We start from the raw sequence: 22303 nt of genomic DNA, 5'->3' as shown, positions 1-22303 counted from the left end.
TGGTCTTCGCTCATTACGACTTAAAACAGCCCTTTCAGTGAAAGGGCTGTTTAGCTGAGTTACTACAGAATGTATTGGCTCAAATCTTCATTTTTAACAATCTCACCAAGCTGCTGATCAACATATGCCGCGGTAATGTCGACAACTTGATCATCTGGCATGTCACTGGCTGAATAGGATACTTCTTCAAGTAATCGTTCTAGAACCGTGTGTAAGCGACGAGCACCAATATTTTCTGTACGTTCATTTACTTGGTAAGCAATTTCGGCAATGCGGTGAATGCCTTCTTCGGTAAAGTTTAAATTAATGCTCTCAGTTTTAGCCAGTGCCACATACTGCTTAGTGAGGGAGGCGCTTGGCTCGACTAAAATACGTTTGAAATCGTCTACGGTAAGAGCATCTAATTCAACACGAATAGGTAAACGACCTTGTAGCTCGGGGATCAAGTCGGATGGTTTAGATAGGTGGAAAGCACCAGAAGCAATAAACAGAATATGGTCGGTTTTGATCATGCCGTATTTAGTGCTAACAGTACAACCTTCAACTAAAGGTAACAAATCACGCTGTACGCCTTCGCGAGAAACTTCCCCACCTGAGCGTTCAGAGCTCTTTGCGACTTTATCTATTTCATCTAAGAAGACGATGCCGTTTTGCTCAACGGCTTCAACTGCGCGCGCTTTTAGCTCTTCTTCGTTTACCAACTTAGCAGCTTCTTCATCACGAACTTGGCGGAAAGCGTCTTTCACTTTCATTTTGCGCTTTTTGGTTTTCTGAGAACCAAAGCTCGAGAAAAGATTTTGTAATTGGCTGGTCATTTCTTCCATGCCTGGTGGCGTCATGATTTCGACCCCCATTGGAGAGTCAGCAACATCAATGTCGATTTCTTTGTCATCCAATTGGCCTTCGCGCAATTTTTTGCGGAAAGTCTGGCGTGTACTATTATCTTCTAGCTCAGGATCACCACCGCGCGCTGGTGGTAATAGCACATCCAAAATGCGATCTTCTGCCGCATCTTCTGCCTTATGACGTAGCTTCGCGGTTTCTTGCTCGCGTAGCATTTTGATAGCCATTTCGACTAAATCACGGATGATAGATTCAACATCGCGACCAACATAACCCACTTCGGTGAATTTAGTGGCTTCAATCTTAATGAAAGGAGCATTGGCTAGTTTAGCCAAACGACGCGCTATTTCAGTTTTACCAACACCAGTTGGCCCAATCATTAAAATGTTTTTAGGTGTCACTTCCGCTCGCATTTCTTCAGGAAGTTGCATGCGACGCCAGCGATTACGCAGTGCGATGGCCACCGCACGTTTTGCTTTTTGCTGACCAATAATGTGGTTGTCCAGGGCGTTAACCGTCTCTCTTGGGGTCATGCTGCTCATTATCAAATCTCTTTTATGTTCTTGAATGATGTGTTCTTGAATGATGGTCGCGTCGCTTTAAAGTCTGTCTATACATTAATTCGGTGTTACTTAGACTTATCTTCAAGCTGCGTATCAATAGTAATTTCTTCGATCGTTAAGCTGTGATTGGTGAATACACAGATATCAGCGGCGATGTTGAGGCTTTTCTCAACGATTTCTTTGGCTGTTAAGTCTGTGTTATCAATTAAGGCGCGAGCTGCCGCTTCTGCGAAGTTACCGCCAGAACCAATGGCTAATGCACCGTGTTGTGGCTCGACCACATCGCCAGTACCAGTAATGATTAGAGTACTTTCTTTATTCGCGACAATCAGCATGGCTTCAAGTTTGCGTAATGCACGATCTGATCGCCAATCTTTGGCAAGATCTACCGCGGCACGTACAAGGTGACCTTGGTGTTTTTCTAGTTGACCTTCAAAGCGTTCGAATAAAGTGAAGGCGTCTGCGGTTCCACCTGCGAAGCCTGCAATGACTTCACCACGGTATAGGCGGCGCACTTTACGGGCATTGCCTTTCATCACAGTGTTACCTAGAGATACTTGTCCATCGCCACCAACGACGACTTGGTTGCCTTTACGTACAGTAAGAATTGTTGTCATGGTCTACTCCAGTTTCGATTCTAACGAAATGGGGGCAAGCAGGAAGATTTCAAGCAAGGATTGCATACAGAGTTAGATTTCACTTTCTGTATGCAATCTAGACAAAATTATGGGGAAGGTTATGGCTCTTTTTTAACTTTATAGGAATAGGAGGCAATATCCATGGAAACCAGCTTATCTTCTGCCCGGTTCATTTTTGAGCGTGATTCATAAGGTCCTAATACCACGCGATACCAAGGCTGATCGCCTTTTCCCATGGTTTTGCGAATGTTGGCTTCAACCATGCCAGATAGAATTAGCTTAGCTCGTAAACGGTCGGCATCTTCAGCATTACGGAAGGAAGCGGCTTGGATCATATAATAAAAATCTTGCTCGCCTCGTGGTGTGTATTGATAAGCATCAACGTGACTGGTGTCCACTTCACTGTCTTGCAATATTTGATAAAACTCAAACGTATCTTTTTTCGGTGCAACGTTAGCTTTTACTTCCGCTTTTGCCGGTGCTGGAGCGGGTTTAGGCTTAGGGGCCGGTGCAGGGACTTGAATTTTTTCTTTTTCAACCGGTTTAGCTTTTGGCACGACTTGGTTTAACTGTGTAAGCCCGTAAATAAACGCTACAAGGATTGCTGGAACCAGCAGCCAAAGCCACCAAGCAGTTTTGCGTTTTGGTGGCGGTGGTGTACGACGTGTCGCGCCTTTCTTTGGGCGACTTCCTTTTGCTGCAATTTGAACAGGATTAAACATAATTTGGGCTTTTTGCTTTTAGCTTTAGCGTAAATAAATAAACAGAATGTGAGTTGCGCACATTATGCGGGCAAGATCAGTAAGTTTCCAGTGGATCGACATCAATTGCGAAACGAATTCTATGTTGTTTTGTGGATTGTTCTAACCATTCGGTCATCATTTGCGTCGCTTGGTGCAAAGGCGCACGCTGAGCGGCTTTGATTGAAATCAGAGCACGATGCTGCCCCGCTTTGCGAACGATGATGGCTGCATAAGGGCCAACCAGATAAACGTCCTTGGCAAAGTAAGGTTCAAGGTCGTTTCTCATGGCGGATAAGAGCTGCATAGCCTCTTGTTCATTACCCGATTCGGCGCGAATGATGACTTGATGATAAAAGGGCGGAAGTGAAAGCGATTTACGTTCGGCCAAACCATCAATAGCAAAGTGTTCGTAACCGAGATTGCATAAACATTCGATAGCCGCATGATCTGGATGATAGGTTTGTAATAATACGTGCCCCGGTTTCTTGGCACGACCAGCACGACCTGCGACTTGAGTGATTAGCTGAGCGGTGCGCTCCATGCCTCGAAAATCGGAAGAGAATAAACCTGCGTCGGCATCCATGATAATGACGAGAGTAACGTTAGGAAAATGATGACCTTTCGCCAGCATTTGTGTACCGATTAGAATAGCTTGATCATGTTCATGGATTTTCTGGGTCAGCTTTGCCATAGCAGATTTTCGCTGAGTGCTGTCACGATCAATACGCAAAATAGGTACATCTTTAAATAGTGTGCTTAGCTGAGTTTCTATTTGTTCCGTGCCTTCACCAACGGTAAATAACTCTTCTGACTGACACTCAGGGCAAGTATGAAGCAATGCTTTTTGCGTGTCGCAATGGTGACAATGAAGTTTGTTTGCTCGCTTATGCACCGTTAGGTTGACGTCACAATGATCACAGGCGGCAATCCAGCCACACTGGTGACACATCAGGGTCGGTGCGTAGCCACGACGGTTCAGAAAGACTAAGACCTGCTCTTTACGCTCTAAACACAGCTTCATGCTAGCCAGTGCATGCTCACTGAAACCATGAACCAAGGTTTTGCCTCTAAGGTCTACTCGCTCCATTTCAGGAATGTGTGCATTCCCAGCTCGTTGACGAAGTTTCAGCCAAGCAAAGCGTTTTTGTAGAGCATTGGTTAGGCTTTCGTAAGAGGGGGTGGCGGAAGCAAGTAATACCGGAATGTTAAGGGCTTGAGCGCGCTTTATAGCGAGATCACGAGCATGATATCGAAAGCCTTCATGTTGCTTGTAAGAGGTGTCATGTTCTTCATCAATGACAATCATGCCAAGGTTGGGGGCTGGGATAAAAGCCGCTGACCTTGTGCCAATGATAATTTTGGCATGGCCGCTTGCCGCAAGTAACCAAGCATCCAAACGTTCTCGATCACTCATATTAGAATGCATTAGGACAATGTCGGTATTGAAGCGAATTTCAAAGCGTTTTAGAGTTTGAGGTGTCAGGCCTATCTCTGGCACCATGACAAGAATTTGCTTTCCTTCCTCGATCAAGCGCTCCATGACTCGAAGAAATACTTCCGTTTTACCACTGCCAGTCACGCCGTCCAATAACGTAACGTTGAATTGATGACGGTAATCTAATAAATGTTCTGTTGCGCGCATTTGCTCAGGGTTAAGTGTCGGTGGGACCTGAGTCTGATGAGCGTGCTTTTCGCCGCCTTTATTGAAGGAACGAGGCTCTCGGCGCAGCAAACCTTTCTCTTCTAGACTTTTTCCGGCGGCAGGGGCAAGGTCTAAAACTGATGCAGCGTGTTGGCTTAAGCCATTGGGATGTTGTTGCACTGCCTTCAAAAAATCTTGTTGGCGGGGTGCTCGGCTCAGTTGTTCAAGCGGCAATGCTTGCCCTTCTGGTGTGGTGAGCCACCAATTTTCTGTACGAAATTCCGCACTCTCACCTTTGCGTAGTAATACCGGTAAGGCGTGAAAGATGACATCGCCAATTGGATGATGATAGTAACGTGCAGCCCATTCACATAATGCCATCAGCTCTTCGGTAATTACTGGGCTTTGATCGTGCATTGATGTCAGTGGTTTGACTTGCTCTGGATCCCAGTCACTGGTTTCGCTTAGGGCGACAATAACGCCAAGACGACTGCTTTTACCAAAGGGCACTTTGACGCGCATGCCAGGTTTTAGCGCATGTCTTAATGCGATGGCTTTGGGCACTTTATAGTCGAACAGAGTGCGCATCGGCACGGGTAGAGCGACTTTGATAAAAGGGTAAGGGGTAAGAAGCGCCTCTGACATGCGTTAGGTTAGACCTTGTTTAATAAAGCAAAAATAGAATATCTTGATTATTTTTAAGTGTACGTCAGAGTGGTGGGTTGATGCGAGTCACAAATTTATGAGAAAAGCATGAAAAAAGGTTGCTGATTAGTCAATAGATCCCTAAAATACGCGACTCTTGGCTCCACTGTACAATGTCTGTACAACGAAACGTGCGGTGCTTGACGCGGCGAAAGCCCATTAATATCGATCAAGTGGCGGCACACCAAACCTAAAGGTATATACGATGAAAAAAGATATCCACCCAAATTACTCTGCAGTTACTGCTACTTGTACTTGTGGTAATACACTACAGTTGAACTCTACTCTAGGTTCTGACCTTCACGTAGACGTATGCAGCAACTGTCACCCATTCTACACAGGTCAACAGAAAATGGTTGATACTGGTGGTCGTGTTGATCGCTTCAACAAACGTTTTGGAGCACGTCGTACTACTAAGTAATTGGTGGCATGATAGTGATCGCTTTAAAAAGGCGCCAAGTTCTCTTGGCGCTTTTTTTGTTTTTGTCACTTGCTGTTCAAGCTAATGAATCCTGTACTGCAATAGGCGAACTTGAAAAAGCTCAGATCAAGCGAGTGGTTGATGGTGATACAATACATCTTACCGATGGCCGAAAAGTCCGTCTGGTGGGTATAGATACACCAGAACTTGACCACAAAAAAGGCAATCACGAACCTTATGCTGTCGCTGCGACGGATTTCGTTCGATCCCGCCTCGATCAATTTGTCTACTTACAAAGAGCGAAAAATGATCAAGACAGATACGGTCGTTATTTGTACTACCTTTTCGATAAAGATCGTATTTCACTGACGAGTCAGTTACTATCCGAAGGACTTGGTTATCGTATTGCTGTCCCTCCAAACTTAGCCTATCAAGACTGTTTTGAGGCGGCTGAGAATGCAGCTCGCAATGCGCATAAGGGATTATGGCAGCAAAATTTGCAATGGCAGCCAAAAGCTGGATTTGCAATCTCTCGTGTCAACATCACTTCAATCACTCAGAACCGAGGAGGTTGGTGGCTAGAAACCGATCAGGATCTAGTAATCAATTTGCCATCTTATGTCACTGATTATTGGCCTTCCCAAAAAGTGTTTTATCTTGAGGGTAAGGAAATTGAAGTGCGTGGTTGGCAACATCAAAGGAAAAGTCGCCATTCAGACTTTAAGTCTTGGGTGCTTTCTGTAAGACATCCTAATGACTTGCTTGAAATCAAAGCTTCTCTCGATCAATGATTGATAGAATATTCCTATGGTTTTACGCTTTAAAGTATTGAGTAGATCGATTATTCTGACGACACAAAATTATAAGGTGCCACTTTCGAAGCTTTTGTAGGCTTGGGAACAAGGCCCAGTTTGGCTATGATAAAACTAATTAATTACACCAAATAGACGGAAACATCATAATGGCAGAAGATATAAAGCAAGCTGCACTGGACTACCATGAGTATCCAGTTCCAGGAAAACTGAGCGTAACTATTACTAAACCAACAGCGACCGCTCGTGACCTTTCTCTAGCTTACAGCCCAGGTGTGGCTGAGCCTTGTCGTGAAATCGCAAAAGACCCTGAAGCGGCTTACCGTTACACTGGTAAAGGCAACTTAGTTGCTGTTATTTCTGATGGTACGGCGATTCTTGGATTGGGTAACCTAGGTCCATTGGCTAGTAAGCCAGTAATGGAAGGTAAAGGTTTATTGTTTAAGCGTTTTGCTGGCATTAACTCTGTTGATGTAGAAGTTGAATCTGAAAGTCCACAAGCATTCATTGATACTGTTGCTCGTATTGCAAACACTTATGGCGGCATCAACTTAGAAGACATCAAAGCACCAGAGTGTTTTGAAATTGAACGTCAGTTGATTGAACGTTGTTCTATCCCTGTTTTCCATGATGACCAACACGGTACTGCGATTGTGACAGCAGCGGGTCTTTTGAACGCTCTTGAGCTTCAAGGTAAAGACATTGCTGATGCTAAAATCGTTTGTTTAGGTGCTGGTGCAGCAGCGACAGCTTGTATGAAGCTGATCATTGCTTGTGGTGCACAGCGCGAAAATATCTTCGTTCTTGACCGTAACGGTGTTATTCACTCTGGTCGTACTGATTTGAATCAGTTCAAAGCAATGTTTGCGATTGATACTGACAAGCGTACGCTTGATGATGCAATAGAAGGCGCAGATGTGTTTATCGGCGTATCTGGTCCGGATCTATTGTCTGCTGATCAACTTGCTAAAATGGCGGCTAACCCAATCGTATTCGCTTGTTCAAACCCTGATCCAGAAATCAATCCAGAGCTTGCCCGTGCGACGCGTGATGATTTGATCATGGCGACTGGCCGTTCTGATTACCCTAACCAAGTAAATAACGTGCTTGGCTTCCCTTTCATCTTCCGTGGTGCTTTAGACGTTCGTGCGACTAAGATCAACGAAGAAATGAAATTGGCTGCGGTGCATGCACTTAAAGATCTTGCAAAAGAAGAAGCTCCAGCGGATGTTGTTGCTGCTTACGGCGGTACACCTTTGAGCTTTGGTAAAGAGTACATTTTGCCAAAACCAATGGATACTCGTTTGCTAAATGTTGTTTCTGCAGCAGTTGCTCGTGCAGCGGTTGATTCTGGTGTGGCTATGCTTCCATACCCAGATTTTTACCCACTTGAGAATCTTGATCACTTCGGTGCTTAATCGAATAGTATCTTGCTAAAAAGGCGGCTCCCTCATAAGGAGTCGCTTTTTTTATGTGGATTTTTTGATGACTAAATTGACGTTAGTTCAATAGAAGCAAGGAGTGTTAGTATGAAAGTAGCAATATATTGTGGTTCTGCTGAGGGTCACTCTCCTGAATACGCCAATGGTGTGAAAGCCTTGGGTGTGCATCTTGCCAAGCAAGGAATTGATATTGTTTACGGCGGAGGGAATGTTGGCTTAATGGGCATTATTGCGAACGCTGCTTTGCAAGCTGGCGGAAAGGTGATAGGCGTCATCCCCCAGCATTTAAAGCTAAAGGAAATTGCTCACACAGGTTTAACTGAGCTGTATGTGGTTGCAGATATGCATGAACGTAAGGCTAAGATGAGTGAGCTGGCCGACGCATTTGTGGCGCTTCCAGGTGGTGTAGGAACGTTAGAGGAAATGTTTGAAGTGTGGACTTGGGGACAACTCGGCTTACATGGCAAACCTTGTGCTTTTTACAATATAAATGGTTTTTATGACCCATTGTTTACTATGGTGGAAAGTATGCAGCAGGAAGGTTTTGTGAAGCAGTCTTATATTGATATGATCATTAAAGTTAACACTCCGGAAACTTTAGTGTCTGCTTGCAAAACTTATCAAGCGCCTAAACCTAAGTGGAGTTAGCTACTATTTGGTAGGGCTCTGGACTTGGCAGTTGTAATAAAAACGCCAGCGTTCAAGCTGGCGTTTTTGGTTAGAATAATAGAAGCTTAGATTAGAATAAGTTTTCCAACACGTTATTTTCGTGTTTCTCTTCTTGCGCTTCGTTTCCAATATTATTGTTAAATGTTGGTAAGCTCAGATTACGTTGTGGTGGCACATGGTCTTTTCTAAATATCTCAAAAATTGCGTTAGACTGCCCCGGTAACGCACGTTCACCTGTATTCGGATCAATTCTTACTGTTACCAAAGAGGATGGTTTTGCTACGAAATCAGGAGGCGTATCTTTTAGCGCGTCGCGCATGTAATCAATCCAAGGCGGCAATGAAACCGAGCCCCCCCATTCACCACGCCCTAGAGGTGATGAGTTATCAAAACCGCTCCATACTGATGTTACTAGATTGCCATTGAAGCCCGAGAACCATGCATCGCGGCCATCGTTTGTTGTACCTGTTTTCCCCGCAAGATCATCTCGTTGAAGTACTCGTGCTCGTCGACCAGTACCGTATTTAATAACATCTCGCATCATATCGTAAGTGATGTAATTCACTTCTGGGTCGAGAACTTGCGGTGCGATTGGTAAGCTACGAATGCCTTCAGGTGTATTAAATAGACCCATTTGTTGTTCGTCATCTGTCGTTTTTTCTAACGGAGTGCACGTTACGCAGACTGTCACAGGGTTGGCTTGGAATAGAGTTTTATTATTTCTATCTATGACTTTATCTATGAGGTAAGGCTGTACTTGATAGCCGCCATTAGAAAACACTGCGTATCCCGTTGCTATTTGCAGTGGTGATAAGTTTGCGCTACCTAAAGATAGAGACAGGTTGTGTGGCAACTCGTTTGGATCAAACCCAAAACGGCGTAGAAAATCCAGTGTTGGTCGAATACCCATCTCGTCAAGCAAACGAACGGAGACGATATTTTGTGATCGGTAAAGTGCCTGACGTAAACGGGTTGGGCCATAGAACTTGCCTCCGTCATTAGTTGGTCGCCATGCAGACGCTAGATTGGTATCGTTAAAGACAACCGGAGCATCATTGATAATACTGGCTGCAGTATAACCTCGGTCTAGTGCACTCGCGTAAACGAAGGGTTTAAAGTTGGAGCCCGGTTGACGTTTAGATTGAGTAACTCGATTAAATTTGTTTTCGTAGAAGTTAAAACCACCCACTAAAGCTTGGATTGCACCATCTTTACTGTTCAAAGAAATGAGTGCGCTTTGTACTTCAGGCTTTTGCGCGAGTAGCCATTTTTGCTGGTTGTCTGGGCGCAAACGAACAATATCGCCAGGTACCAAAACATCCGCAACGGTGGAAGGTGAAGCGCCTTGGGAGTCCTCATTAATATAAGGTCTTGCCCATTTAACGGCGTCCCATGGCAATGTGGCACGTTCGCCATTAGCTAAACGTACATCAGCGGTGGTTTCTGTCGTTGAGATAACCAATGCTGTTTGCCAATTTTTGAAACGCTCTATGTCTTGTAGGGCTTTTTCTTGTTCTTCTAATGGTGCGTCAATCAAGTCAACACGAGTCTCAATAGAACCTCGGTAACCATGACGCATGTCGTAATCTAAAACGCCATTGAAAACAGCTTCGTTCGCGGCTTTTTGGCGTTCAGAATCAATGGTCGTATAGACTGTCATGCCTGTGCTATAAAGATCGTCTCCAAATGTGCTGTATAGCTCAGAGCGAACCATCTCGGCGATGTAGCCAGCTTCGATATCTGGCATGACACCATGGTTCTTAGCAGTGATTGGCGCTTCAACAGCATTTTGGTATGCGCTTTTATCAATCATGCCGAGCGATAACATACGTTGCAGAATCCAGTTACGACGAATTAGTGCACGAGAAGGGTTTACGACTGGGTTAAAGCGAGAGGGCGCTTTTGGTAGGCCAGCAATCATAGCTAGTTGCGCAAGATTAAGCTCAGCGAGATTTTTTCCATAATAGACTTGAGCCGCTGCTTCGAAACCATAGGCACGATTACCCAAGTAGATTTTGTTGACGTACAGCTCAAGAATTTCGTGTTTAGATAACTCTCGTTCCATCTTTAGGGCAATAAAGATTTCTGTGAATTTACGGGTGTAGGTTTGTTCAAATGAGAGGAAGTAGTTACGTGCTACCTGCATGGTGATAGTACTGCCGCCACCTTGTTTTTGCCCAGTAGTAATTAACTGTACAACGGCTCGGCCTAAGCCCAGAATGTCAACGCCAGGATGGTGATAAAAATTGGTGTCTTCTGCAGCTAAAATTGCATGCTCTAGATCTTGAGGGATTTCTGCATAATTGATAGGGGAGCGGCGCTGCTCACCAAACTCACCAATTAATTTATTGTCGGCGGTATAGATACGCAGTGGGATTCTTAACTCGATGTCTTTTAGTTCAGCGACAGTTGGAATACGGTCTTTTACGTTGTAATAAACCGCATAGGTAATGCCAACCGCGCAAAGTGTTCCAAACAGACCGAGAAAAAAAAGTATTTTGAGTGTCTTAGCCATATAAATTCAATTAATACAGAGTGAGAAAATTGCATTATACCTAAGATGACCACAGAATAGGCGGTTAACTTTGCATCAAATCGTGTTATCTTGGTAAAAATTTGGCATGGAAGCCAAATGGAAAACAATACTCTGTTGCTTACAATTTCAAGGATGAATGATGAAGCTCATGCATGCCTATTCTATAGCTGTTTACTCAGCTCAAGAATGTACATTATATGACTCTAGTAAAACTGCCAATTTGGTGGATTGTTATTCATTAAATAATGATCCCCTGCCCAATACTTCACAATTAGAGCTTATCCAGCGAAGCTTAACATTAGATTATCCGATAGATGTATCTCGGATAATTATATTAGTACCTGATGCTTGGTTATCTGTGTCGCAGCATAGGATTGATCACCTTATACCTTCATCGTTACTGCCATTGGCTGCATTGAGCTATGCTGTAGAAGCGACATTTTCACCACCTGATAGTTTGCTGTTTAGTTATCAATACGAGGTATTGCCAGAGCAGCAGTCTCAACTTACGACGTTTGCTTGCTCAAGTGAGTGGGCTAAGCAGTTGTGCTTGCCATTTCAGTCGATTGCCAAATCTTTTTTGCTTATGCCGATGGGGCAATGGGAAGCCATTGCTTTGCGCAATCGGTCTTGGTCATATTGTTTCCCTCGGGCCTTGTCAGTGTATCAGCCGGAAAAAAGTAAACGTTTAAAAGCTCGACGGCTTTGTTGGTGTTTAATTGTTGTTAGCCTGCTGGTCCAAGGGGTGGCTTCTATTTGCTTTTTATCCTTACATCAAAAATCGACACAAGCTTTGATTGCTCGTCAAAAAATACAAGCAACTCAATCTGCATGGTCATCGATGGATGACTCTAATGGATTTTCTGCGTCAGTATTGAATTTGGTTCAGGCTTTGCCTATGTCCGCTCGACTTGAATGTTTTGAAAGTGAAGCTCAACAAGCTTCTCTCCAAATGACATTGCCTATACAAGATTTCAAATTATTGCTGGAGGCTTGGCGTCTGCAGAATCCAGATTGGCGCTGGAATGTCGAACAACAGCCGCATCGCTTTGTCTCTCCAACTGTTCAGAAGGAGGAGGTGGTGGATGTTTCTATCAAAGTATTTAAAAACTAACGGCGCATCATTAAAAAATATCAAAGGTTCCGTGGTGTTACTTTTGCTTCTCTTGCAAATTGCTGTTTGGTATCCATTCTTATCACAGGCTCAAGATGAGCTAAATCGACAATCTAAATTGAAAGCCCGAGCTGAGAGTGATTGGAAAAAAACGCAGCAACAAGCGATTCTATTACGCGACATGTACTTGCTTGATGAATCTTGGCTACAGCACAGAGTGGAAGACGCTAAAAATGGTGTGCCCACGCAATGGTCTATCAATGGTTCAGCTTCTCTTATCGAATGGCAAATAGTGCTGGAAAAAATTGAAACACAGTTTGCTTTAGATCTGCTTGCCGCATCTTGGCAAAGAGGAAGTAATGGATATTGGCAAGGACACTTGTTGTTTGCAATTAAGATTCCTAAGGCGAATCGGGAATACCATGATTGGTTACCCACTAAGTTATATATGAATCGGTTTGAGCAAAAAGATTGGCAGTTATTGTCGACTATGCGAATAGGTGATAACACATCGGCGTTAGTTGCATACAAAAATGCTCGTCATTGGGTTAGTGAGGGCAGTTGGTTACCAGAGGCCGGTTTAACCGTGAATGAAGTATCTTTTGATCGAGTAACCCTGATGGCAAAGGATGGTTCTGAGAATGCTTTAGCTGTTCGAGAGCAGGGAGGCCGTGATGACTAAGCGGTTATATTATGGGCTCTTGGTATTTTTCTTTCTTGGGGCTAGCCGTGTGTTGGCGATGGATGTCTATTTTGAATCTCGTTCGCTACAAGAGGTATTGCCTTGGCTTGCGTCACAAATGAATGAAAGCGTGGTGATTAGCCCAGAAATCGATGATGTATTAACACTTTCTATTAAAGATGCAAGCTGGAAAGATGTGATGGAGGCTATTGCACAGCTGCCACATATCCAGCTTGAATGGCAAGGGCATGTAGCGGTGCTGATGCCCGTGAAAACACCTTTAGAAGACAGTACCGAACCTACATCTGTTATGTGTCAGAGAGCTTATTGGGTGTTGAAACATGCTAAAGCAAAAGATGTGGGTGTACATTTAAGAGCCTTGCACCCATCCATTTCTTTAGTTGTGGATGATCGAACCAATTCGATTATTGCTCATTCTTGTACTTCTTTCGAAGGTATTCAGGAAACACTTGATTGGTTAGATACACCGTTAAAACAAATTGAAATCAGTGCGCAAATTGCCCAAGTAAGTCGAACCGCTCAATCGCAGTTTGGGGTGAACTGGCAAGCTAAGTTATCTGATGGTGTCCGATCCTCTATCGGAGGAGCTGTTGATTTAGGCGCGTTGACACCAACGACGAGTTTGGACTTTTCCAGTATCGGTGGTTCTGGCTTATTGGCACTCACTTTGGACATGATGGAAAGTGAAGGTTTAGCTAATGTGGTGTCAAAGCCTAAAATTGTCACTTCCGAAGGGCTGCCTGCTCGAATTGAATCTGGAACTGAAGTACCTTATCAAACGGTTAGTGATGATAAGGTGAGTATTGAGTTTCGCCAAGCAGTACTCATGTTGGAGGTGACCCCGTTTGTAAAAGACAGTGGGCACATTTTGCTATCGTTAACGATCCATCAAGATTCTGTGGGAGATTTAGTTAATGGTGTGCCTAGTTTAAAAACTAATCGTTTAAAAACACAGGTCGTAGTGAAAAACCAAGAAACGCTTGTTTTAGGTGGGGTTTTTCGAGAAGAGCGCTTCGAGTCCGAGAGTCGGGTTCCTTTCTTTAGTGACATTCCTTGGTTGGGCGAGTTGTTTAAAAGACAATCAGAACAGCAAGAAAAGGTTGAATTGCTTGTATTTATTACACCAAAGCTGCTACAAATGTCAGTCAACTAGGCCGCAGTCTAAATCTGCTTAATTCCGACGTAATTGAATACAATGATAAAAGCCCCCAATATTATTTTAGTAGGCCCGATGGGCGCAGGAAAAACGACGATAGGCCGTTTGATTTCTCAATCGATGGGCAAAGAATTTTATGATCTCGATAAAGTCATAGAAGACAATGCTGGTGCAGACATTCCTTGGATTTTTGAACGGGAAGGTGAAGACGGTTTTCGTAAGCGTGAAACTCAGGCCCTGGCCTCAATAGTGGAATCAGACACCGGTGATTGTGTGTTAGCAACCGGTGGCGGTATCGTGATGCGTGAGGAAAATAGAGATATTCTTCGAGAAAATGCGCTCGTGGTATACTTGTACGCTTCCGTCGCTCAACAGTTATATCGCACCTCAAAAAGTACACATCGCCCTCTTTTGCAAACTGGTGATCCGAGAGCAACGTTAAAAAAACTATTTGAAATACGTGACCCTCTATATAGAGAAGTTGCTACTTTAGTTATTGAAACAGATTCCCGTCACCCTCGTTCTGTCGCTAATAAGGTGCTAGATGCAATCAAGCGCCACCTTAAAATGGAGATAACCGTATCCTAATGCGTACGTTAACCGTTGACCTTGATGATCGTAGCTACCCTATTTTTATTGGTAGCGGCATTCGTCAGCAGAAAGCCCTTTTTGATGATGCGATTCATGGCAAACAAGTCATGATAGTAACCAATGAGACTATTGCACCTCTGTATCTAGAGTCCATGGTGTCAATGTTATCAGTGGATTATAAAGTTGATACCTGTATTCTGCCTGATGGTGAAGTATATAAAACGCTAGAAACTTACGGCATGATCATGTCCGCTTTATTGGAAGCCAAGCATAATCGAACGACTACTGTTATCGCTTTAGGTGGTGGTGTGGTTGGTGATATGGCTGGGTTTGCAGCTGCGACTTATCAGCGAGGTGTGCCATTTATTCAAGTGCCAACCACTTTGCTTTCTCAAGTTGATTCTTCTGTTGGTGGAAAAACAGGTGTGAATCATCCGCTTGGCAAAAATATGATAGGCGCTTTTTATCAGCCTCAAGCTGTGATCATTGATACAGAAACCTTGCAAAGCTTGCCACAGCGTGAATTGTCAGCAGGCATGGCGGAAGTGATCAAATACGGTTTGATTTGCGATGTGCCATTTTTTGATTGGCTCGAACAAGAAATGCCTGAATTAATGGCATTAGATAATGATAAAATCAGTGAAGCGATTTACCGCTCCTGTTTGGCAAAAGCCAATGTAGTTGCCCAAGATGAAAGAGAGGGTGGCATTCGTGCTATTTTAAACCTAGGCCATACGTTTGGTCATGCGATTGAAACTGAAATGGGCTACGGCAATTGGTTGCACGGTGAAGCTGTTGCTGCTGGTAGTATGTTAGCGATTGATCTTTCTTGGCGCATGGGGAATTTAACGGAACAAGATATCTGTCGTTCCGTAGCACTATTTCAAGCAGCAAATTTGCCTGTCTTACCGCCTGCTGAGATGACGGTCGAGTGCTTTGTGGAACGCATGGCGTTAGATAAAAAGGTATTGGATGGAAGCTTGCGTTTGGTTCTGCTTGGCGCATTGGGTGATGCTATCGTAACATCGGATTTTCCGATGGAAGACTTTAATTCCTGTCTTCTAGACGCACTAGAAGCGAGTAAACAAGCTAGCCTTGCTTAATATTGTTAGTTATTTAATATTGAAGGACAACTATGTCTAAGCCAGACTTTCAGTTTGATCTAGAGGATGCGCTTAATCAGCCCCCAAAAGCCACGCTGAGGGATCCTTTTGGCTCGAAAGACGCATCGCTTTATTTTGCGTCTGAAGAAGGCAATCAGCAACTGGCTTTGCTTGAGCATTTGAGTCGCTATAGTAGTTTGCTGTCTGTGGTCCAAGGGCCACAAGGCAGTGGCAAAAGTCGTTTTTTGATGGAATTTGCTCGTCATCAAGATGACACCACTGTTGTTAGTCACGTTAAAGCGACTATGTTGATGACGGCTGGTCAATTGCTGCAAGCTATATATGCCGGTTTTGCTAGTCACTTCACACAACCTCCTAATGAAACCACCTTCGGCCCTTTGCTTAAGTTTTCTCATGATTTAGATGAGAAAGGCCAAGCGGCGTTGGTATTAGTTGATAATGCCCAAGAGTTAAACACCGATGCGGTGAGCATGCTGCTAGACATGATGTCATTGGCGACTGAAAATCAAACTGTTCCTCATATTGTGTTGTTCAGCGAATACTCATTATCACGTAATCTTGATGCTTATCAGCGCTCTCGTTATGAACAACTAAGTCATTCATTTACCTTGGCGCCTTATTCATTAGAGCAAACACGTGCTTACTTATTGCATCGTGTTCGCGCGGTTGGCGGCGGAATTAACTTACCCTTTAGTGATAAGCAAGTGAAGCAAATCCATCAGGAGTCTGGTGGGTATCCTGGGCGAATCAACCAGCTTGCTCAAGCCATGATGGGGAATGGTAATAAACCAGCAAAATCAGGTATGCGCTTTAATTTAGCGATAGGCTTTCCTTTAGCGCATATGGCATTGCTTTCTGTGGTGATGTTAGGGATTTTGGTGGCGGTATTATTCTCTGATAAACAGTCTGACAAACCTTCGACATCGTCTTCAGTAACAGATAGAACCAGTAATGTTATTCCATTAAGCCCAAGACAGGGGCAATCATCAGCTGAGACTATCGCACGCATTGATGCCATGCAGCGTAAGATTGGCCAAGAAGGTGAAATCATACTTCCACCTATCCCAGCTGGTACTTCTTCATTGCCTGCTATAAGTATGTCTAATGCTCCATCTACAGAGCAGCCGAGTGTTCCATCTATGATGACTCCAGCTATTACAACTGCACCTATTCGTGCTGAGGCACCTTTAGCGCAAGCAGCTCCTACTGCTGATACAGCAACTGAAATGGTGCCAACTAAAAATGAACAAACTAACCTAAAAGTCTCACAAGACCGTTTTGATAAGACGGAGTGGTGGCTATCCCAGAACCCAAACCGCTATACCTTACAGCTATTAGGAACACATAATAAAGGAACAGTGCGGGACTTTATTCGTGATCAAGGCGGTGTGGATGCCTTTGGCTATTTTAAGTCAAAACATAATGGCAAGGATTGGTTTGTCGTGGTTTATGGCTCTTATCGTAATCGTAGCGAAGCAATAGCGGCAGCGGAATCTCTTCCTAAAGATATTCGTGACCTTAATCCTTGGGCGCGAAGTGCTCGCGGTATTCAGGACGATATTAAGAAAGCCCAGTGATTTCTGCTGAGACCTTTGTCTCGATTTAGCTTCGTTCGTGACTTTGTGCAAAGCATCTCATGCTGTTTTACGTTTGCAATTTAGGTTTTATGTCGACAATACCAAGTGTTCTTCCGATTCAAAGCGTTTAAAACACCATCAAAGTCTCTTTTTGTGAGGCTTTTGTATAGCAAACCTCTCAATTTAGTAAAAATCACTGTAATTCCCTGAAAAACATGAATGAACAGTGGAATTTTCTGTTTGGAAAAACTACAGCCATAGATAATTCTCTAAGTCCGCGTTATTTGCTGCTAAAACCCCTATAAAAAGCGCCAAAATAACATAAATCAGGCCTATGCTCGTTTGAGTAGTGCTCTTCAGCAGGGTAGTATGATCGTCCATTTCGGTGGTATTTTGGGTAGATGATAGTCATTCTCGAAGCGGGATCTTTCACGCTTTCGCTTTTTAGCCCAGCCACCTGATAATCGAATTTATATCTAATTTTATTTTTTACGTTTCAACTGTGGGAGTTGGTGTATGAATGCAGGCCTTTATCGTCCTGGCGAGTTCAAAGACAACTGTGGCTTTGGCTTAATTGCTCATATGGAAGGCAATACTAGCCATGAATTACTTAAGACAGCCATTGAGTCTTTGACATGTATGACACACCGTGGCGGCATCGCCGCTGATGGCAAAACAGGTGACGGCTGTGGTCTTCTTATCCAAAAGCCGGATCTATTTTTACGTGGTGAAGCACACGCTTTATTTAATCACACCTTGTCTGACCTTTACGGTATTGGCATGGTGTTTCTTGATCAAGATGACACGCTTGCAAGTGAGCAACGTGAAACTTTGACGAAAAAATTGACTGATGAAGGTTTAAATGTAGTTGGTTGGCGGGAAGTGCCAATTGATGCGTCTTGTCTTGGTGTTATCGCGATGGATTGCTTGCCTCGTATCGAGCAAGTATTTGTCGACAGCAACCGTATGGACGCTCGTACTTTCGCAACACGTTTGTTTGTCGCTCGCCGCCAAACTGAAATCGCACTAGCGCAATACGAAAATTTCTACATCTGTTCTTTGTCCGATAAAGTGTTGGCGTACAAAGGCTTGATGATGCCAGTGGATTTGCCTTTCTTTTATAAAGATTTGGGCAACGAAAAAATGCAAACAGCGATTTGTGTTTTCCACCAACGTTTCTCTACTAATACGCTTCCTAAGTGGCCTTTGGCACAACCGTTCCGCATGCTGGCTCACAACGGTGAGATCAATACGATCGAAGGTAACCGTAATTGGGCATTGGCTCGTAGCAGTAAGCTACGCACTCCGCTGATTCCTGAGCTACAGGATCTTCAACCTATTGTTAACCTAACAGGCTCTGACTCTTCTTCTATGGATAACATGTTGGAAGTGTTGGTAACAGGTGGTGTGGATATTTTCCGCGCTGCGCGTTTGATCATTCCACCAGCATGGCAAAACGTTGAAAATATGGATCCAGAGTTACGTGCGTTCTACCAGTACAACTCTATGCACATGGATCCTTGGGACGGCCCAGCTGGTTTGGTTATGACTGACGGCCGTCATGCGATTTGTATGCTTGACCGTAACGGTTTACGCCCTGCTCGTTGGGTTATTACTAAGAATGGCTTTATCACCTTAGCTTCAGAAGTCGGCACTTACGGCTATAAGTCTGAAGATGTTGTGTCGAAAGGCCGTGTTGGTCCTGGCCAAATGTTGGTTATTGACACACAAAACGGCAAAGTACTTCATACTGATGATATCGATAATCGCCTTAAATCCATGCACCCATACAAAAAATGGTTGAAGCAGGAAGCGATTCGAATTGAATCTTTGTTGGAAGAATCTTCTCTAGAGTTCGAACCTTTTACAAAAGAAGAAATGCTGACCTATCAGAAGATGTTCCAAGTGTCTTTTGAAGAACGTGAGCAGATTTTCCGTCCATTGGCAGAAAGTGGTCATGAGGCAGTAGGTTCTATGGGTGATGATACACCTATGGCAGTTATGTCTAGCCAGACTCGTCCAGTGACAGATTATTTCCGTCAGAAATTTGCACAGGTAACCAATCCGCCAATAGATCCGCTTCGTGAATCTGTTGTGATGTCGTTGGAAACTTGTATCGGTGTAGAGCGTAACTTATTTGAAGAAACGCCAAAGCATGCGAACCGTATTATTTTGTCTTCACCTGTACTGTCACCACGTAAGTACAGCCGATTGTTGGCGTTAGATGACCACCGTTTCCGTTTGGTTCGTCTAAACACTAATTACAACCCTGAAGAAGTTTCTCTTGAGCAAGCGATTAAAAACTTGCAATTGAAAGCAGAAGAAGTGGTACGTAATGGTGCCGTTATTGTTGTATTAACCGACCGTGATATAGCAAAAGGCCATTTGCCTATTCCTTCGCCTATGGCGGTAGGTGCGGTGCATCATTATTTGTCTAAGCAAGGTTTGCGCTGTGATTCCAATATCATTGCTGATACTGGCTTTGCCCGTGATCCTCATCAATTTGCTGTGTTACTAGGCTTTGGTGCGACAGCGGTTTATCCGTATCTTTCTTATCGTTTAATCAACGACATGATTGATAAAGGCGAAGTCTTGGGTGACCCAATTGCTTGTCACGTTAAATACCGTAAAGGTATTAACAAGGGCTTGATGAAGATCATCTCTAAGATGGGGATTTCTACCATCGCCTCTTATCGTGGTGCGCAACTGTTTGAAGCCGTTGGTTTGGCTACTGAAGTGGTGGATCTTTGTTTCAAAGGTGTTCCAAGCCGTATTAAAGGCGCGCGCTTTGAAGATTTCCAAAAGGATCAAGAATCTATCGCAAACAATGCGTGGAAATTGCGTAAACCGATTCAACAGGGTGGTTACCTAAAATACGTCCATGAAGCGGAATACCATGCGTTTAACCCAGACGTGGTTCGCAATTTGCAAACTGCAGTGGGCAGTGGTCGCTTTGAAGATTTCACTAAATACACAGAGCTAGTGAATAACCGTCCAGCGTCTATGTTGCGTGACTTGTTTACTTTGTCTGACAAAGCGAAAGCCATTCCGTTAGACACAGTGGAATCTATTGAAGAGATTCTACCTCGTTTCGACTCAGCGGGTATGTCATTGGGTGCCTTGTCACCAGAAGCACACGAAGCTCTAGCTCAAGCGATGAACGAATTAGGCTGTCGCTCTAACTCTGGTGAGGGTGGTGAAGATCCTGCTCGTCATGGTACAGAGCGCCGTTCTAAGATCAAGCAAATCGCGTCTGGCCGCTTTGGTGTTACACCAGAATATTTGGTTAACGCTGAAGTGTTACAGATTAAAGTTGCGCAAGGTGCGAAACCGGGTGAAGGTGGTCAGTTGCCTGGCGGTAAAGTGAACGGCTTAATCGCTCGTCTACGTTATGCTGTTCCAGGTGTGACCTTGATTTCGCCTCCACCGCACCACGATATTTATTCTATCGAGGATTTAGCTCAGCTGATTTTCGATTTGAAACAAGTTAACCCAGATGCCTTGGTGTCGGTGAAACTGGTTTCTGAACCGGGTGTTGGTACGATTGCTGCTGGTGTAGCGAAAGCTTACGCGGACTTGATCACCATCTCTGGCTATGACGGTGGTACTGCTGCATCGCCTATTACCTCTATTCGCCATGCGGGTTCGCCTTGGGAGTTAGGTTTAGCGGAAGCGCAACAAGCACTTCGTTCTAACGATCTTCGCGGCAAAATTCGTCTGCAAACCGACGGTGGTCTAAAAACTGGTTTGGATGTGGTGAAAGCGGCGATTCTTGGCGCTGAAAGCTTTGGTTTTGGTACCACGCCAATGGTTGCCATGGGTTGTAAGTTCTTGCGTATTTGTCACTTGAATAACTGTGCGACTGGTGTGGCAACTCAGGATCAAATGCTACGTGATGAGCACTTCATCGGTACGGTAGAAATGATCAAAAACTTCTTCCGCTTTATGGCAGAAGATACGCGTCTATGGTTAGCGAAACTGGGTGTTGCCAGCCTGCAAGATTTGATTGGTCGTACAGACCTATTAGCTATCTTGCCGGGTGAAACGGATAAACAACGTAATTTAGATCTTTCACCGATCTTGAAAAACGATGCGATTCCAGCGAACAAAGCACAATACTGCAATTCACCATTTAACCCACCACATGATAAAGGCCTATTAGCTTTGAAAATGTGGGACACAGTTAAAGACGTGATTGAAGAAAAAGAAGGTGGAGAGTTTACTTTTGAAGTGACTAACTGCGACCGTTCTATCGGTGCTCGTTTGTCTGGTGAGATTGCCAAACGTTACGGTAACCAAGGCATGTCTGATGTGCCATTAACATTGAAGTTGACTGGTACGGCAGGTCAAAGTTTCGGTGTATGGAACGCGGGTGGTTTGAACATGTACCTAGAAGGCGATGCTAACGATTATGTTGGTAAAGGCATGACAGGCGGCAAATTGGTTATTCGTTCTCCAAAAGGATCTGTTTTCAAATCACAAGATTCTGCCATTATCGGTAACACTTGTTTGTATGGCGCGACGGGCGGTAAGTTGTTTGCTGCAGGTACGGCAGGTGAGCGTTTTGCTGTACGTAACTCAGGTGCTCATACGGTTATCGAAGGTGCAGGCGATCACTGCTGTGAATACATGACTGGCGGCATGGTCACTGTACTGGGTAATACGGGTTACAACTTTGGTGCGGGTATGACTGGCGGTTTCGCTTACGTACTCGATTTAGACCGTACCTTCGTAGATAAGTACAACCACGAATTGGTGGAAATTCACCGTATCGGTACGGAATTGACGGAAGAGTATCGTTCACACCTTCGCTCTGTGATCGAAGAATACGTCCGAGAAACTGACAGCGAATGGGGCCATGAGATCTTAGAAAACTTCTATGACTACATTGGTAAGTTCTGGCTAGTCAAACCAAAAGCCGCGAGTTTAGGCGCGCTATTGGCAAACACTCGTCAACGTCCGGAATAAAACACGCTGTTGTGGTGCTTGGTTTGTAATGAAACAAACTAAGCACTGTGAACGAA

General features: G+C 44.2%; 16 protein-coding genes. 11 read left to right on the top strand and 5 right to left on the bottom strand.

Going from position 1 to position 22303, the window contains the following annotated elements; all coding sequences use genetic code 11:
- Nucleotides 1-62: 62 nt before the first annotated feature.
- The 4 genes from hslU to B6N13_RS18795 form a co-directional block, all read right to left on the bottom strand.
- Nucleotides 63-1385 carry an ATP-dependent protease ATPase subunit HslU gene (gene hslU / locus B6N13_RS18810; RefSeq protein ID WP_169460286.1) on the bottom strand — a complete coding sequence of 441 codons (1323 nt, stop codon included), beginning with the start codon at nucleotides 1383-1385 and terminating at the stop codon, nucleotides 63-65.
- 86 nt (nucleotides 1386-1471) lie between these two features.
- Complete coding sequence (hslV, locus tag B6N13_RS18805; RefSeq protein ID WP_169460285.1) at nucleotides 1472-2023, bottom strand: ATP-dependent protease subunit HslV; 552 nt, start codon at nucleotides 2021-2023, stop codon at nucleotides 1472-1474.
- A 119-nt stretch (nucleotides 2024-2142) separates the two neighbouring features.
- A complete protein-coding gene (locus tag B6N13_RS18800) occupies nucleotides 2143-2766 on the bottom strand; it encodes an SPOR domain-containing protein (RefSeq protein WP_012071788.1) in 624 nt (207 codons plus the stop codon).
- Nucleotides 2767-2842: 76 nt separating this feature from the next.
- A complete protein-coding gene (locus tag B6N13_RS18795) occupies nucleotides 2843-5074 on the bottom strand; it encodes a primosomal protein N' (RefSeq protein WP_169460284.1) in 2232 nt (743 codons plus the stop codon).
- Nucleotides 5075-5339: 265 nt separating this feature from the next.
- On the opposite strand from B6N13_RS18795, the gene rpmE reads away from it, so the two are divergent.
- The 4 genes from rpmE to B6N13_RS18775 all read left to right on the top strand — a co-directional run bounded on the left by rpmE (nucleotide 5340) and on the right by B6N13_RS18775 (nucleotide 8457).
- A complete protein-coding gene (gene rpmE, locus B6N13_RS18790; RefSeq protein ID WP_012071786.1) occupies nucleotides 5340-5555 on the top strand; it encodes a 50S ribosomal protein L31 in 216 nt (71 codons plus the stop codon).
- Between the two features lie 56 nt (nucleotides 5556-5611).
- Nucleotides 5612-6346: a thermonuclease family protein gene (locus B6N13_RS18785; protein WP_248280384.1), complete on the top strand. Its 735-nt coding sequence runs from the start codon at nucleotides 5612-5614 to the stop codon at nucleotides 6344-6346.
- A gap of 170 nt (nucleotides 6347-6516) precedes the next feature.
- On the top strand, nucleotides 6517-7785 hold the full coding sequence (locus B6N13_RS18780; RefSeq protein WP_012071784.1) for a malic enzyme-like NAD(P)-binding protein: 1269 nt from the start codon (nucleotides 6517-6519) through the stop codon (nucleotides 7783-7785).
- A gap of 111 nt (nucleotides 7786-7896) precedes the next feature.
- Nucleotides 7897-8457, top strand: coding sequence for a TIGR00730 family Rossman fold protein (locus B6N13_RS18775; protein ID WP_169460283.1), 561 nt, complete (start codon nucleotides 7897-7899; stop codon nucleotides 8455-8457).
- Nucleotides 8458-8548: 91 nt separating this feature from the next.
- On the opposite strand, the gene B6N13_RS18770 is transcribed toward B6N13_RS18775, so the two are convergent.
- Nucleotides 8549-10993 carry a penicillin-binding protein 1A gene (locus B6N13_RS18770; protein ID WP_169460282.1) on the bottom strand — a complete coding sequence of 815 codons (2445 nt, stop codon included), beginning with the start codon at nucleotides 10991-10993 and terminating at the stop codon, nucleotides 8549-8551.
- 160 nt (nucleotides 10994-11153) lie between these two features.
- On the opposite strand from B6N13_RS18770, the gene B6N13_RS18765 reads away from it, so the two are divergent.
- From B6N13_RS18765 to gltB, 7 genes are all read left to right on the top strand, one after another.
- A complete protein-coding gene (locus tag B6N13_RS18765) occupies nucleotides 11154-12128 on the top strand; it encodes a hypothetical protein (RefSeq protein WP_169460281.1) in 975 nt (324 codons plus the stop codon).
- Entirely contained in the window at nucleotides 12100-12810 is a 711-nt protein-coding gene (locus tag B6N13_RS18760) for a hypothetical protein (protein WP_169460280.1), read from the top strand. The genes B6N13_RS18765 and B6N13_RS18760 overlap by 29 nt, the downstream gene beginning before the upstream one ends.
- Complete coding sequence (locus B6N13_RS18755) at nucleotides 12803-13984, top strand: type II and III secretion system protein (protein ID WP_169460279.1); 1182 nt, start codon at nucleotides 12803-12805, stop codon at nucleotides 13982-13984. The genes B6N13_RS18760 and B6N13_RS18755 overlap by 8 nt, the downstream gene beginning before the upstream one ends.
- 42 nt (nucleotides 13985-14026) lie before the next feature.
- Nucleotides 14027-14575, top strand: coding sequence for a shikimate kinase (locus B6N13_RS18750; RefSeq protein ID WP_169460278.1), 549 nt, complete (start codon nucleotides 14027-14029; stop codon nucleotides 14573-14575).
- Nucleotides 14575-15681 (top strand): 3-dehydroquinate synthase, encoded by a 1107-nt coding sequence (aroB, locus tag B6N13_RS18745; protein WP_169460277.1) that lies wholly within the window; start codon nucleotides 14575-14577, stop codon nucleotides 15679-15681. The genes B6N13_RS18750 and aroB overlap by 1 nt, the downstream gene beginning before the upstream one ends.
- 32 nt (nucleotides 15682-15713) lie before the next feature.
- Nucleotides 15714-17279 carry an AAA family ATPase gene (locus B6N13_RS18740; RefSeq protein ID WP_169460276.1) on the top strand — a complete coding sequence of 522 codons (1566 nt, stop codon included), beginning with the start codon at nucleotides 15714-15716 and terminating at the stop codon, nucleotides 17277-17279.
- A gap of 516 nt (nucleotides 17280-17795) precedes the next feature.
- Nucleotides 17796-22247: a glutamate synthase large subunit gene (gltB, locus tag B6N13_RS18735; protein ID WP_048814150.1), complete on the top strand. Its 4452-nt coding sequence runs from the start codon at nucleotides 17796-17798 to the stop codon at nucleotides 22245-22247.
- Nucleotides 22248-22303 lie beyond the last annotated feature (56 nt).

The organism is Marinomonas sp. UCMA 3892 (assembly GCF_012726345.1).
In the GTDB taxonomy this organism is placed as follows: domain Bacteria; phylum Pseudomonadota; class Gammaproteobacteria; order Pseudomonadales; family Marinomonadaceae; genus Marinomonas.
This window is presented reverse-complemented; position numbering and strand designations above follow the sequence as displayed.

Bases quoted from the DNA above. Each gene is read 5' to 3' on its own strand.
- gltB (WP_048814150.1), top strand. From the start codon at position 17,796: ATGAATGCAGGCCTTTATCGTCCTGGCGAGTTCAAAGACAACTGTGGC.
- B6N13_RS18765 (WP_169460281.1), top strand. From the start codon at position 11,154: ATGAAGCTCATGCATGCCTATTCTATAGCTGTTTACTCAGCTCAAGAA.
- B6N13_RS18780 (WP_012071784.1), top strand. From the start codon at position 6,517: ATGGCAGAAGATATAAAGCAAGCTGCACTGGACTACCATGAGTATCCA.
- B6N13_RS18750 (WP_169460278.1), top strand. From the start codon at position 14,027: ATGATAAAAGCCCCCAATATTATTTTAGTAGGCCCGATGGGCGCAGGA.
- B6N13_RS18775 (WP_169460283.1), top strand. From the start codon at position 7,897: ATGAAAGTAGCAATATATTGTGGTTCTGCTGAGGGTCACTCTCCTGAA.
- aroB (WP_169460277.1), top strand. From the start codon at position 14,575: ATGCGTACGTTAACCGTTGACCTTGATGATCGTAGCTACCCTATTTTT.
- B6N13_RS18760 (WP_169460280.1), top strand. From the start codon at position 12,100: ATGTTTCTATCAAAGTATTTAAAAACTAACGGCGCATCATTAAAAAAT.
- hslU (WP_169460286.1), bottom strand. From the start codon at position 1,385: ATGAGCAGCATGACCCCAAGAGAGACGGTTAACGCCCTGGACAACCAC.
- hslV (WP_169460285.1), bottom strand. From the start codon at position 2,023: ATGACAACAATTCTTACTGTACGTAAAGGCAACCAAGTCGTCGTTGGT.
- B6N13_RS18800 (WP_012071788.1), bottom strand. From the start codon at position 2,766: ATGTTTAATCCTGTTCAAATTGCAGCAAAAGGAAGTCGCCCAAAGAAA.
- B6N13_RS18770 (WP_169460282.1), bottom strand. From the start codon at position 10,993: ATGGCTAAGACACTCAAAATACTTTTTTTTCTCGGTCTGTTTGGAACA.
- B6N13_RS18740 (WP_169460276.1), top strand. From the start codon at position 15,714: ATGTCTAAGCCAGACTTTCAGTTTGATCTAGAGGATGCGCTTAATCAG.
- B6N13_RS18795 (WP_169460284.1), bottom strand. From the start codon at position 5,074: ATGTCAGAGGCGCTTCTTACCCCTTACCCTTTTATCAAAGTCGCTCTA.
- rpmE (WP_012071786.1), top strand. From the start codon at position 5,340: ATGAAAAAAGATATCCACCCAAATTACTCTGCAGTTACTGCTACTTGT.
- B6N13_RS18755 (WP_169460279.1), top strand. From the start codon at position 12,803: ATGACTAAGCGGTTATATTATGGGCTCTTGGTATTTTTCTTTCTTGGG.